At 43.5% G+C, this 13,494-nt stretch carries 10 protein-coding genes and 1 tRNA gene; 2 read left to right on the plus strand and 9 right to left on the minus strand.

Going from position 1 to position 13,494, the window contains the following annotated elements:
* Positions 1-12: 12 nt before the first annotated feature.
* The 9 genes from H8S64_RS14495 to H8S64_RS22805 form a co-directional block, all read right to left on the minus strand.
* Positions 13-1,173 (minus strand): FecR family protein, encoded by a 1,161-nt coding sequence (locus H8S64_RS14495; protein WP_222621187.1) that lies wholly within the window; start codon positions 1,171-1,173, stop codon positions 13-15.
* A 54-nt stretch (positions 1,174-1,227) separates the two neighbouring features.
* Entirely contained in the window at positions 1,228-1,809 is a 582-nt protein-coding gene (locus tag H8S64_RS14500) for an RNA polymerase sigma-70 factor (RefSeq protein ID WP_099290673.1), read from the minus strand.
* Between the two features lie 194 nt (positions 1,810-2,003).
* Positions 2,004-2,906 carry a hypothetical protein gene (locus tag H8S64_RS14505; protein WP_186976940.1) on the minus strand — a complete coding sequence of 301 codons (903 nt, stop codon included), beginning with the start codon at positions 2,904-2,906 and terminating at the stop codon, positions 2,004-2,006.
* Between the two features lie 22 nt (positions 2,907-2,928).
* On the minus strand, positions 2,929-4,356 hold the full coding sequence (locus tag H8S64_RS14510) for a RagB/SusD family nutrient uptake outer membrane protein (RefSeq protein ID WP_186976942.1): 1,428 nt from the start codon (positions 4,354-4,356) through the stop codon (positions 2,929-2,931).
* Between the two features lie 11 nt (positions 4,357-4,367).
* The gene (locus H8S64_RS14515) at positions 4,368-7,955 is read right to left on the minus strand and encodes a TonB-dependent receptor (RefSeq protein ID WP_186976945.1); all 3,588 of its coding nucleotides are present in this window, start codon (positions 7,953-7,955) and stop codon (positions 4,368-4,370) included.
* Between the two features lie 74 nt (positions 7,956-8,029).
* On the minus strand, positions 8,030-9,175 hold the full coding sequence (locus H8S64_RS14520; RefSeq protein ID WP_186976947.1) for a FecR family protein: 1,146 nt from the start codon (positions 9,173-9,175) through the stop codon (positions 8,030-8,032).
* 75 nt (positions 9,176-9,250) lie between these two features.
* Positions 9,251-9,802 (minus strand): RNA polymerase sigma factor, encoded by a 552-nt coding sequence (locus tag H8S64_RS14525; protein WP_099290814.1) that lies wholly within the window; start codon positions 9,800-9,802, stop codon positions 9,251-9,253.
* A 53-nt stretch (positions 9,803-9,855) separates the two neighbouring features.
* Complete coding sequence (locus H8S64_RS14530) at positions 9,856-10,236, minus strand: MmcQ/YjbR family DNA-binding protein (RefSeq protein ID WP_186976949.1); 381 nt, start codon at positions 10,234-10,236, stop codon at positions 9,856-9,858.
* Between the two features lie 68 nt (positions 10,237-10,304).
* Positions 10,305-12,494: a M18 family aminopeptidase gene (locus H8S64_RS22805; protein WP_186976951.1), complete on the minus strand. Its 2,190-nt coding sequence runs from the start codon at positions 12,492-12,494 to the stop codon at positions 10,305-10,307.
* 424 nt (positions 12,495-12,918) lie between these two features.
* On the opposite strand from H8S64_RS22805, the gene folB reads away from it, so the two are divergent.
* Together folB and H8S64_RS14545 are read left to right on the plus strand one after the other, a co-directional pair.
* A complete protein-coding gene (gene folB / locus H8S64_RS14540; protein ID WP_186976953.1) occupies positions 12,919-13,272 on the plus strand; it encodes a dihydroneopterin aldolase in 354 nt (117 codons plus the stop codon).
* A gap of 64 nt (positions 13,273-13,336) precedes the next feature.
* Positions 13,337-13,407 (plus strand) — tRNA-Cys (locus H8S64_RS14545).
* Positions 13,408-13,494 lie beyond the last annotated feature (87 nt).

The raw sequence follows: 13,494 nt of genomic DNA on the forward strand, positions 1-13,494 counted from the left end.
CATGTTTTATTTTTAATTTCTACTATTGTCTTTTACGGTAAGCATTCTTCCTTTTAAATTCAAACTTATCTTTTTCGTTTTTTCAAGAATAGCGATGACTTCGCTTATCGAGGAACTCCGCTTAAACCACGCGGAGAAATGGTAATCTTTCACTTGCTGATTCATGTAGAACACATCGACATCATACCAGCGGGCAAGCTCATCCAGAATATTTTCCAAACGGCATTGCGAGAACGAGAAGTTCCCGTCCCTCCACGCTATCTGGCTCTCCACATCCACTTTCCGCACCTCCACTTGCCCGTCTTTTAATATGGCTTGTTGTCCCGGAACTAACTTGTTCACGGTCTTACCTCTTTCAATTTGCACGCTACCTTCCACCAAAGTCGTGGCTGTCCCTTCGTTGGAATAACTCCGGGCGTTAAATTGAGTCCCCGTCACCCGGATATTATACTCCCTCATCCTCACGACAAAAGGCTTCCCGCCATCTTTCGCGACCTCGAAATATGCCTCCCCCCGCAACTCGACCTGACGCATATCACCGAAAAACCTCACCGGATAACGAATATAGCTATCGGAATTCAACCAGACAATGGTTCCGTCCGACAGAGCTAATTTATACTCTCCGCCCCGGGGAACCGTTACCGCGTTATAAACGACGCCCGCCGGAACAGAATCCTGCACTTGATTATATACCAACGCCTTTTCCTCCGAATGGGAAATAACGGTACCTTTTTCTTTCAGTTGAGGCAACGTGTCCGTCAACACGATTTGTTCTCCCGTGGACAACGTTAAGGTCGCCATTTTCTTCCCGGGCAGTACCACGGAACGAGTGTAAGTTATTTTTTCATCTTGCTTTTCACGTGAAAGAAGCGCCAAAGCCACCCCCAGAACCGACACGAACATTGCCGCGTATCCCGCCACACGATAAACCAAAGTTCTTCTTCTAGCGGGACGCACCTTACGCCATGCTTTCTCCTTGTTTACCTTCTTCACCACCAATGAAGCTAAAATCCCGGAGCGAATCTTACGCAAGTCTTCAAAATACTCCTGATGTTCCTCATCCTGACACCACGCTTCAAAGCACGCCCCCTCTTCTTGGGACAAACTCTCTCCCGAGAGCTTTTTCATGATTATATCTTCTATTTCTTCCTGCATTGTTATGGTTATTTTCATACTAAAGACAGGTAAGAATTTAAAACGAGTGGTTCAAAAATGAAAAAAAATCACCTATTCCTTATTTTTTTCTTTTTGCCGATATAACGCGATAAAAAGAACAGAGTAGGAAATACTCTTCCGTGCCTCTTCCCTCAGAAAAGAATATGCCTTTTTTATATGATCCTTCACCGTGTTCAACGATATCCCCAACTCCCCCGCTATTTCCGCGTAAGACTTGGAATCGAGCACACTCATCTCCAGCACCCTTCGTCTTTTTTCCGGTAACTTCTCCAACAAACGACTCACCTCCTCGATCAGAACTTCCGGACTTTCATCCGTTTCCGACATCTCCGACATCAAACAATGTTGCCTGTATTTATCCACAACCTGCTGGTGTTCCAAATGATTCAGACATCTATTCTTTACACTGAATGACAAATATCCCTGAATATTCTCAATCCCCCTCAGTTCCTCACGCTTCTCCCACAACCGCACGAAAACCTCCTGCACGACATCTTCCGCCACGTCCGGATCATTCGTATAATAAACGGCTTGTTGCACCATTCCCACGTACGAAGAATCGAACAGACATTTGAATATCTTCTCGTCACCATCTATCAAGCGACCCATATCGATCGGAACAGCCTGCATCATAGATCCATTTTTTACACGTTTTAATTCCCCACATCTTTTATATCCCAAGACGACATAAAATACTCTCCGAATGCACAAATATAAAGAATAATCTTTAAAGCCAAACAATCACACAAATTATCGTAATGACAAAAATACACCAAAGGAGGAAGCCAAGCGACCTCCTCCTTTGTCCTAAAAACTATATAAATATTTCATTCTAAGTTGGAAATATCAAAACCATCACATCCCTTTATTGCTTCCTGCAATATCCGGTATTTCTTTTTCATCAAGGGATATTTCTCCAATAACATATCCCGTTCTCCCGGAGTCACACGGAACACGAACTCCAACCACTGCGAAACATCGATACTTTTATTGGGAGCTTGAATCCACCATCCTCCCAAAATCGGATCATCATCATAACTCGTGTTACCCGGATCATACGAAATAAATCCCATCTCGTGCCAATCCACATCATCCGGAGTATAAACCACATCCCAGTCCCAATCACTCTGCCCGTAAAACTTCTTACTCACCTCGTAAAAATCATCCGGAATAACAAAAACACCTTTAACAGCAGCCAAATAATCACTCCAGAACTTAGCATTCACTTCTCCTCGAATCTCCCGGATATCGCTATCCGTATAATTGTTCATTTCCGTACGAATCCCGGCAATAGCGACAAAATTGGTACTCGCGTAAGCATGATAAGAAGGTATTTGATCTTCCATCCCGAGGAAAAGAACCGAATCAGCCATAATAATAGAATACGGGAAATATTTCTTTTTAAAATTATCCGGATAAATATCAATAAAGACATCTTTCACCATATCCAACCCCTTTTGTAATAAAACAGCTTCTTGAACAGGCGCTACAATCTTGATATTATTACGTTTTTTAAAATTGTATCGATAATCCTCTACTTCCGGATCTTTAATGATAATCGTCCGGTAATCTTGATAAAACTGATAGATATAATGTTGAACGGGATCGGATGGATCGTCTTCCAAGTTATACCAACTGTCTTCCACCTTGGCGTGAATATCATCTTCATTCGAACACGCGTAAAAGCCAAGCAACAACACGCATATAATCATTAATCTTATTCGTTCCATAACTTCTTCTTTTTAAATTTATCTACTTATCCCGTCGTGGGCGATCGATATTCTCTATTGATAAATTCATCTCCCGTTCTTTCTGTGGTATCGGCAAAGTATAAGCAGGATCATCCTTTTGTAAGACATATTCAATATAATTACTCGGATTCTCCGCTGAAGAAAAACGATGTGTAATCTTCGGACGATCCCACCGGCGTAAATCAAACCAACGGAAACCCTCGAAACAGAACTCCATCCGCCGCTCGTCCTTTACCAGTGTAAAGGCATCCTCAGCCGTCGTCGCCGTGACCTCGTAATTCTCGGAAATTCGCTTCTCCCGAAGAGCATTAATCTCCCGAAGCGCCTCGGTGGTCATCCCTTTTGCCGCGTACGCCTCAGCCCGGTTCAGATACACCTCTGCCAAACGGAAAGCATGAGGATACATACCATCTGACGTGGAGCCATAATATTTCATCGGCTTCATTCCTCCTGCACTAAAAAATAGAGTAGAAGTCTTCCGTTCGTCATTTTCCGCATACAAATCCGATAAATCCGTTGACGGAATAAAAGCAGCACGCCTCAAAGAAGAGTACTGAAAAGCAGCCAAACCACCAGAAGGAGCTTCACCATAAGAAAATAATATTTCATGATTCCCGACATTCAAAAAACGAGGGATTGCATAGGTCGCCGTCATATCAAATAACGCCTTTTCCGTCGAGAGCAGCACAGAATCGGCATAAGCAATCACTTTGTCATAATCCTTCCGGAAAAGTGCTATTCTGGAAGCCAACAAATAAGAAGTCGGCAAATTCGGACGAAAAATTGTTTTCTCGACTGTCGACACCTTAAAAGCTGCAATTGAAGATATTATATCCGCCTCCATTAAGTCATACACATCTTTTATCGAAGAACGGGACAATGATTTTTCTTCAATACCTGTAGCCCGATTGATTGGTACACAAAAATCTTTAGCTGCCTGTTTTTCATCGACATACGGCTTACCATATAAATTAGCCAACATAAAATAAGACCAAGCACGCAAAAAATAAGCCTCACCCGCCAAATCCATTTTCTCCGCATGTGTTCCCTCCATTTCATCCAAAGCCTCCAATATAATATTAGCAATCAATATTCTATGGTAATATTCACCCCATGCATTGTCTTCCAACAAAGAATTGTCCTGCTGAATCTCTGGATATTCCTGCCAAGTGTAATAAGACCAAAATTTACGAGCATCCACACTCGTTTCATAAGGTCTTTTTATATTAATAATTTCATCGGCATCATCTGTCATAATATCCAAATATTCACAAAGGACAACCTTATTGTTCAAACCTTCACCATACAAAAACTCCTTGTAATTCTGCACAGTCTTGGGAATCATCAAATCTTGAGAATTTTCCTCCAGAAAATCGCTACATCCACCCAGTAACATTCCCGTTACGATAATATATATAAGTATCTTCATCACAAACCTATTTAGAATGAAACATTTAATCTCAACGAGTATCCCCTCTGTGGCGGGACTGTACCCGAGCCCATGGTTACTTGCTCCGGATCACGTCCTTTCAAATCCTTGCTTTTAATCACGAAAAGATTGCTCACGTCAAAACTTAAGCTGGCAGCCGAGATATAAAACTTTTGTAACCATTCCGGGGCAACATCATAACGTAGACTCAAAGAACGACAACGGAGAAAATCCCCCGAAACCACCCTTAAATCGCTTTTATTATACATATCCCAACGATTATTGGCTATCGGATATTTTCTCTCGTAAGTAGTAAATGCCATTGCATCATCCGACAATGCCGGAATAACCGTCTTATCCCCCGGTTCACGCCAACGATGCACAAACTCGCTGGACATATTTTGCTGCGGGAACGGCAATGCCTGTCCCGACTCGTAATAAAGATTATTCAACCGAACTTTATTCCCCAAAGCGAAGGAAAAGTTTGCATTCATCGTCAAACGTTTAAATCTCAAGTTCGTTGAAAAACCACCCGACAGAGTCGGCTCACGCCGTCCCGCGTACACGAATGCCGCATCGAAAGCCTCTTCCTGCGTAACAATAACAACCTCCCCGTCCTCATTCTTTTCCGACTCCCCGTAGAACGTGGGTAATCCCTCGTCATTCAACCCCTTGAAACGATAAGCGTAGAAACTGTTTATTGATTTCCCGTTACGAACCAAAGTCCCGTTCACGTAATCACTCCATGTCACGGACAGCTCTTCTCCGGCATTCTTCACCTTATTATAATTTTTTGCCGTGTTGAACGAAAAACTCCAGTTCCAATCCTTTCCACGGACAGGATTCACGTTAACACTTAACTCCCACCCGCTGTTATTCACATCACCATCATTGATCGCCACGTAATTAGCACCAGTAGACGGAGCCAACGTTTTTTGCACGACTTGATCCTCGCCTATTTTCTTGTACACTTCTACCGTACCGGACAACAAGGAGCGGAAGAAAGAAAAATCGACACCTAAATTATAAGATTTTGTCTTTTCCCACTTCAAATTGTCATTGGGCAACTTATATAACGTGGATTCATACTCTTTAGAAATATTATCCAAAGCCCCCATCTTGACAATCAGATTCGGCGTTTGATCCGGATGCACATTTCCTTGTATCCCGTAAGACAGACGGAATGCTAGTTCATCCAGCCATTCTACAGAAGTCATAAATACCTCATTATGCAGATTCCACTTGGCTGAAGCTGACCAAACCGGCAAGAAACGTACACTTTTATCTTGTCCGAACTTATTGGAACCGTCTGTACGAATATTAAAATTCGCGATATAACGATCGCCATAGGAATAAGTGAACGTACCGTACCACGACACGATATTCGTCAGGTTATCCGTAATCACATCCGGAGTCTTAGCCACCTTCTCTGCATATCCTTTCCATGTAGCCAAGTCTATATTCACAAACTTCTTTCCCCGTTCCGGCAAATATCCCCATTGCGTGGATTTCAGCGCATCGTACTTCGAGGAAGTAACCTCACTCCCGACCATAGCGGACAACTGATGTTCTCCCCAAGACTCATGATAAGCAAAACTGTTACGTATCGTGTACCTCGTGTTTCTTGTATCCTCCTTCACCAGCTCTCCTCCCATCGGGATCAAACACTTCGCGGCAAAATCACGGCTTACCTCCGCGGGGAGCGGTGTCCCGTAAGGAGTACCCCGTTGCTGAGAAACATAATAAGACTTCTCGCTTGCCCAATAAGTCTGATAATTATTGTTCGTCGTCAACCCGATAATAGAACTAAATTTCAAGCTGGGCATAATATTCCAATCCAAGGAAATATCAAATCTCAAAGCTTGATTCTTCACGGTCGAACCACTTTCCTTCAACTCGTTTAAAACATTAAAAGGAATATTTTCCGAAATCCCGAAAGCATTGTCATAATAAAACAATTCCCCCTCCCCGTCATACACGGGAATCGCTCTTGATGTTTGTGCCGCATACTGGTAGACATCAATGGAATTATGAGGTCGTTTCGTGTTTGTCAACGCCCCACTCATATTCATTCCCACTTTAAAATTAGGAGTAAACCGGGTGTTTACCTTAATCAACGCATTAAAGCGATCCAGATCCTCTTTTTTGTTTACACTCTGGTCATTCGCGTAACCGACAGAGAAATAGTAATCCGTGTTATCCGTTGCCCCGGATACGGCTATCGCATGTTGATGACTAACGGACGTCCGGAACAACAAATCATACCAATCCGTGTTTAATTCTTTCAAATCTTTCACTTTATAACGGAACTCATCATACGACAGCTTACCGTTCCACAAATCCATCAATGCACCTTCATACCCCATGCTTGTTGGCTGGAACGTGTAAAACTGTAATCCTTTCCGATGCATCTCCTCCGACAACTCCACCCGTTCTTCCGAATCCATCAAACGCATCACTTTATAAGAAGGCGGCGTCATAACCGAAATTCCCCCGGCATAATTAATTCTGGGTTTTCCCCTTTTTCCTTTTTTCGTGGTAACCACTATCACGCCGTTTGCTGCCTTCACGCCATAAATAGCCGTAGCACTCGCGTCTTTCAAAATATCAACCCGTTCAATATCATTCGGGTTCAGACTGGAAATAGCGTTCCCTATCAGATTCACCCGATCCATACTATTCAATTCCTCCGTAGAAAGTTGTACCGGTTCATCCAGAATAATACCATCCACTACCCACACGGGTTCCCGGTTTCCCGTGATAGAAGAAGATCCCCTAATCCGAATTTTCGGGGCGGCTCCCGGTGTCGATGTTTGATTCAAAACGGCGACTCCTGCCAGACGCCCTTGTAACATCTGATCAATGGAAATAGCATTTCCCCCTATCAAATCCTCCCCCTTGATCGAGGCAATAGAACTGGATAATTTCCGTTTGTCGATCTCTTGATACCCCGTCACCACCACTTCATCCATCTGTTCCACCGACTCCTTCAACACAACCTTCATGAACGTTGTATCCGCTTTTACCTCCTTGCTCTCCATCCCGACAAAAGAAAATACCAGAAAGATATCTTCCCCGGCAGGCACATCCAGCTTAAAAGCACCCTCGACATCGGTCACCGTACCCATTCCCGTTCCCTTGATCACGATACTTACTCCGGGTAATCTAATCCCCTTCTCATCAACCACCATACCCCGCACCTCTTTTTTCTTCGCTTTAGACTCCATTACCGCTTTCGGGCGGGTAATGACCAACACGTACCCTTGTGTCACCTCGTACCCGTAAGGCAAATGTTCAAATATTTTTTCCAACGCTGTTTCCAGCGACACTTGATTCAGTTCGACACTAACCCTCTGCCGAACATCCACTTCCCGGCTATTATACATGAAATAAAAACCGGTCTGCGCTTTGATTTCACGAAACACCTCTTTCAACGTCTGATCCGAAAACTTGGCACTTACAACCTGCTGTGCCACACTTCCGGCAGAAAGATGCAAAGCAAAAACAAGCATTAGTAAACTCGTTAATTTCATAATCCTCATGATTTTATTTGCACATTTCCCTCGTGCAAATTCATACCACTTACTTCTTTTTTTCATAACTTTGTTTTTTACATTTAAATCTATTCCTGTTTAGCCGACAGGATATTTAAGGAGTGTTAGCCGCACTCCTTTCATTCTTTATAAATCGTAATCACCTCCTTCCCGAGCTCGAAACGCACCCCCGAAAGTTTCTCTATCATCTCCAAGACGACATTCAACGGACGATGACGATCGGCAGCTCCCGTGAACGTAATCTCCCGCAGTGACGAATCGGTATAAACAAATGACACATCATACCAGCGTTCCAATTGTCCCGTGATCTCTCCAAGACTCATCTCTTCAAACTCAAATATTCCCGAGATCCACGCTATAAAAATACCTGCATCCACCTTCCTTACGTCAATACCGTTCGCCCCGGACAACGATTGTTCCCCCGGATTTAATATCAAGGAATCACCGCTCGCGAACACTTGCACCCGTCCGTTGACCAGTGTCGTGACAACATCTTTCTGCCCGTCATATGCCATGATATTAAACTTCGTTCCCAATACCGAGATCCGGGAATCTCCACATGTTACCCGGAAAGGTTGGCTTTCATTTCCAGTGACTTCAAAATAAGCCTCCCCCTTCAATCGTACATCCCTAAAAATCCCTCCCATAGAAACAGGATAAGTCAACTCGGACTCCGAATTAAGCCATACCTTCGTCCCGTCAGCCAAACACAGGTAATACTCTCCCCCCCGGGGTACACGTATCGTGTTCAACACGCTCTCTCCCGCCGTTTCACTCTCTAAATAATGAATACCCCCTTCCTCTCCTTTCCTTATAACCACCCCGTTTACCTCCTGCAAGGACATCATCGAATCTGCCGATAACCGCACACACCTTCCATCCGACAACTGCAACACGGCCTTGGTTGAGCCGGGCTCCACCGTAATTACATCTCTACCTGAAAACATCCCACCCCTCATGTATAAAAATACGCTCACGACCATGAATAACACCAGCGAGGCCACATACGGGTAATAACGCATAATACGCTTTTTCCTTCCCGTACCCGTTATTCTTCGTGTCAATCGATGCCAAGCCTCTCGCTCGTCCAGAGTATCATAAAACACAGTTTGCCTCACCTTCCGGTACTTTCCCAGATAATCCCGAAAAATCTCCCGATGCCTTTGGTCTTCATCTAACCAGATCTCTAATTCAGAACAATCCGAAGCCGTCAATTCATCCTTACAATATAGAATAACCAACTCAATAATTCTCTTATCATCCATTAGCAGTACTTTTTACTACCTAAAGCCTAAAAAGGCAAAAATGGGTGAACGAAAAAGCAAAAAAAAAGAAATATTTTACCGAATCATCATCAGAACAATGATACTCAATGAAGTACGCAATTGTTTTATCGCCCTTGCAAGATGTGTTTTTATCGTATTCACGGATAGATTCAACTGTTCGGCGGCTTCTTTATACTTCATATCTTTCAGAACAATCGCTTCAAACACCTTCCGGCATTGCTCCGGTAATTTTTCAATCTCCGCGTACAACCTCTCCTTCTCCTCTTCCATCTCACCGGGAGTACACCTATCTTCAAGCAAATCCTCGTAATTCTCGATACCGTCAAAATGATACCTTCTTCTACTTTTTATTAATTTAATACAATTATGCTGCACGGAAGAAAACAAATACGCCCGCAAAGACCCTTGGAACTCCATCTTTCCCCGCCGCTCCCAAAACTTCACGAAAAGCTCCTGAATCAAATCCTCTGCCTCCTCGTAAGAATCAATAAAATTCAAAGCAAAAACGCACAAGGGCTTATAATACAGAGAAAACAAACCTTCCAATCCGGCTTCATCACCTTGATTGAGCTTTATTAATATTTCCTTCTCATCCGGCATCACCATATATAAATACGTTCTAAACAACCACCGAAGAAACAAAAATAAAGAAAATAGTTTTACTTGGCAAGAAGTAACAGCATCTCCCGCTCCTTTTTTGTCAAACTTTGAACAACAATACGATAAGATTCAGCGACCAATTCCCTTATCTTGTCATCCGGTACATCCTGATTAAAATAAACACTGTTCCAATACTTCTTATTCATGTGCCATCCCGGCTTTATCCCCATATATTGAGCCCTCAACTCACCCGCCTCCCCGGGATCACATTTAATACAACAAAAATCAAACACCTCAATATTCACGAAACAGAACCATTTATCCAGCACGTAGAAGCATAAAACATCACGACTATACAGATCAGCTACATTAGGAAACGGCATTTTTTCATGAACGCCCTTAAATGACAGGCAATATTCTCTAAATTCCTCAATATTCATTGCATCCGGATATAAAGAAGAAAGGGCTGCCGATTACAGACAACCCTTCCCAATTAATAACAACAATCTTAAATATTATAAAACGTAGTGAAAGCTTTTATCACGTAAGCATTATCCTTCACGCCACCCGTCTCGCGAACGGAGTGCATCGCCCACATCGGATTACCAATATCCACACCGCGCATTTCCATTTGGGAAAGCAAAATATTTCCCAACGTGGAACCTCCTGCCATATCCGAGTGATTGACAAACTCTTGACACGGCACTCCGGCCATTTTACAAATCGTCTTGAACACGGCAGCGGAATCACCATCGGTAATATACTTCTGGTTAGCGTTAATCTTTATCACCGGACCGCCATTCAACACCGGATGATTCGTCGGGTCATGTTTCTCCACATAATTCGGGTGAAGAGCGTGAGCCATATCGGCAGAAATCATGAAGGAATTATGAATAGCCCGGTACAAATCTTCCGGCTTACCACCCAACCCGAACACGATACGCTCCACGATAGTACGCAGAATCGGGGAACCGGCTCCCTGTTTCGTCCCGCTTCCCACCTCTTCGTTATCGAAAATAGCGAGTACTTTCGTCTTCCGGCATTTCTCCGAATTTACGAATGCCTTCAATCCCGCAAATGCCATCGCCAGATCATCCAACTTCCCGGTAGAAATAAACTCTTCGTTCACACCGAACAGACATCCTTTCTCGAATTCATACAACGTCAGATCAAAATCAAGAATATCCTCCTTGTTCACCCCCATCTCCTCAGCAATCAACTTTACCAGATAATTATCCTTCTCGAACGTTTCATTAATCATGGCAATCACCGGCAACATATCTTTTTGCTTGCTTAACGGGTTACCCTGATCATTCACGGCACGATTGAAATGGATAGCAATATGCGGAATCACCATCAACGGACGGTTGAAATTCACGAATTGCGTCGCGGGCTTCAACGGGTTCAGGCTCTTTAGCATCACGCGCCCCGCCATAGACAACGGACGGTCAAACCACGTGTACATGATAGGTCCCCCGTAAACCTCGGTATTCAACTTCAAGTATTGTCCGGCAACAGGCATCTCCGCATTCGGCTTGATCCGGAAAGTGGGAGAATCACTGTGGGCACAAATAATCTTGAACCCGTCACTGGCAATCTCGCCGCTTCCGATCTCGAAAGCGAAAAGGGACGAGTGATTCTTCGTCACGAAATACTTACCCCCTTTTTCTATTTGCCACGCTTCCCCGGAAAACAGTTGTTTGAAACCATGATCCAGCAACTCTTTTTTGGCATTCGCCACTGCATGAAAATTTGTCGGACTTTCATGTATAAACTCAATCAGTTCTTTTGCTAATTGTTTCTCCATTATATCTTGATTTATTATTTCATTTCTTTGTGCCCCAAGATAATCATTTTTTACCTCAACCTCCGCGTCAGGAGTCAAAAAAATACGATTACCCCGTTTAATTTCTTCATGTATCCGCTTACTGCACATGATAAAAGGCGAACTCAGAATATTTTCTTTATTATACAACACCTCTCCCCCCGTCTCCGCGTTCACGACAAGCCCCCCGGTAGCCTCCACCAACACCTGTCCCGCCGCGACATCCCATTCCGAGCATTTCCCGAATTTCGGACATATATCCACTTTCCCCTCTGCCACCATACACTGTTTGGAAGAAGCCCCCAAGGGCATTAATTCCACGTCATACCCCGCCGCCTTCAACCCATCGATATACTGCATCTCACTCTCCGTCAAATGGAAACGACTCACCGCCACTCTCAAACGGGACGGAACTTCCATGGAAGCCTCCAACACGCTTTCCTCCCCTTCTCGTGTTATCCCACGCTCACCATCCGCGAAAGCCCACAATATTTCCTTATCGCAAATATTATTAATCATCCCGAACACCGGATGCCCGTCTTCCACCAGAGCGATATTGATACAAAAACGTCCGTTCCGAAAAATAAACTCCTTCGTGCCGTCCAGCGGGTCAACCACCCACACGTACTTCCACTTTTTCCGTTCATCATAAGAAGGCAACGACGCCTCCTCACTAATCACGGGAATATCCGGATAGAGCTTTTTTAGCGCCTGCACGATAAACTCACTCGACGCCTTATCCGCCTCCGTGACCGGAGTCATGTCACCTTTTGTTTCTACATGAAAATTTCTTTTCTCGTATATATCCGACACCAGACATCCCGCTTCACAAATAATGTCTTGTATATCTGACACTTTAATCCAATCTAACATACTACTTTTCCTAAAAAAATCTATCTGATAAACATACAAATAATATTCGATTTTCACACCATCTGATAAAGACTTATTAATAATTAACAAAGAGTATTTACACGAGAATATATCACATCATTCTACAAACCAATACATTAACCATACAACATTTTCACGACACACCATTACCAAGCCATCCAAGCCCGTTTCATTAACCTACATTAACCTCAACAACAACTTTTATTAACATCAAACATTAGTTGGATTCACAAACTACCCCTATCTTTGCACCGTCTTTAAGAGATTGAAGATTTTTCATAAGTTTGTATGGTTTAGGTTAGTAGTTAGTAATGTAATCTTAAGAGTCGACATCCCCTGTCGGCTCTTTTGTATTTAAAGCCGCAAGATAAGAATAAAACATGAAACACAAAAATTAACAATCATGGAAGGAATCATAGAAATCGAAGGAATGGAATTTTTCGCCTACCACGGGTGCTACGAAACAGAACGAATCGTGGGAAACAAATTCATGGTATACGCCCGCATCCAAACCGATTGCAGCAAAGCCGCCCAAAGCGATGACATCAACGACGCCCTCAGTTACCTGACCGCCTATGAAATTATTGCCCGTGAAATGATGATCAAATCCCACCTGCTGGAGCACGTGGCACAAAGAATGATCGATGCCCTCTACCGGACATTCCCTCAAATCACGCACGTAACTATTAAAGTATCAAAGCTCAATCCCCCCTTGGGTGGTAAAATCGCGGCAACAAGTGTTACTTTATCGAAATAAATTGCAGTAAGGTATTGCAGAATCCAAAATTTCACCTTATCTTTGCACTGCAAAATCGCAACAGGGTCGGTTGGCCGAGCGGTTAGGCAGCGGTCTGCAAAACCGCGTACAGCAGTTCAAATCTGCTACCGACCTCAGTAAAGCTCTGAAACCCCAACAAATAAAAGGTTTCGGAGCTTTTGATTTTCAAGAGGGGTGCATTCCACAAATTATAATCTCCAT

This window comes from Butyricimonas hominis (genome assembly GCF_014287455.1).
Lineage (GTDB): Bacteria > Bacteroidota > Bacteroidia > Bacteroidales > Marinifilaceae > Butyricimonas > Butyricimonas muris.

Coding starts and splice junctions, on each gene's coding strand:
- H8S64_RS14495 (WP_222621187.1), bottom strand. CDS start 1,173: ATGAAAATAACCATAACAATGCAGGAAGAAATAGAAGATATAATCATG.
- H8S64_RS14500 (WP_099290673.1), bottom strand. CDS start 1,809: ATGATGCAGGCTGTTCCGATCGATATGGGTCGCTTGATAGATGGTGAC.
- H8S64_RS14505 (WP_186976940.1), bottom strand. CDS start 2,906: ATGGAACGAATAAGATTAATGATTATATGCGTGTTGTTGCTTGGCTTT.
- H8S64_RS14510 (WP_186976942.1), bottom strand. CDS start 4,356: ATGAAGATACTTATATATATTATCGTAACGGGAATGTTACTGGGTGGA.
- H8S64_RS14515 (WP_186976945.1), bottom strand. CDS start 7,955: ATGAAAAAAAGAAGTAAGTGGTATGAATTTGCACGAGGGAAATGTGCA.
- H8S64_RS14520 (WP_186976947.1), bottom strand. CDS start 9,175: ATGGATGATAAGAGAATTATTGAGTTGGTTATTCTATATTGTAAGGAT.
- H8S64_RS14525 (WP_099290814.1), bottom strand. CDS start 9,802: ATGGTGATGCCGGATGAGAAGGAAATATTAATAAAGCTCAATCAAGGT.
- H8S64_RS14530 (WP_186976949.1), bottom strand. CDS start 10,236: ATGAATATTGAGGAATTTAGAGAATATTGCCTGTCATTTAAGGGCGTT.
- H8S64_RS22805 (WP_186976951.1), bottom strand. CDS start 12,494: ATGTTAGATTGGATTAAAGTGTCAGATATACAAGACATTATTTGTGAA.
- folB (WP_186976953.1), top strand. CDS start 12,919: ATGGAAGGAATCATAGAAATCGAAGGAATGGAATTTTTCGCCTACCAC.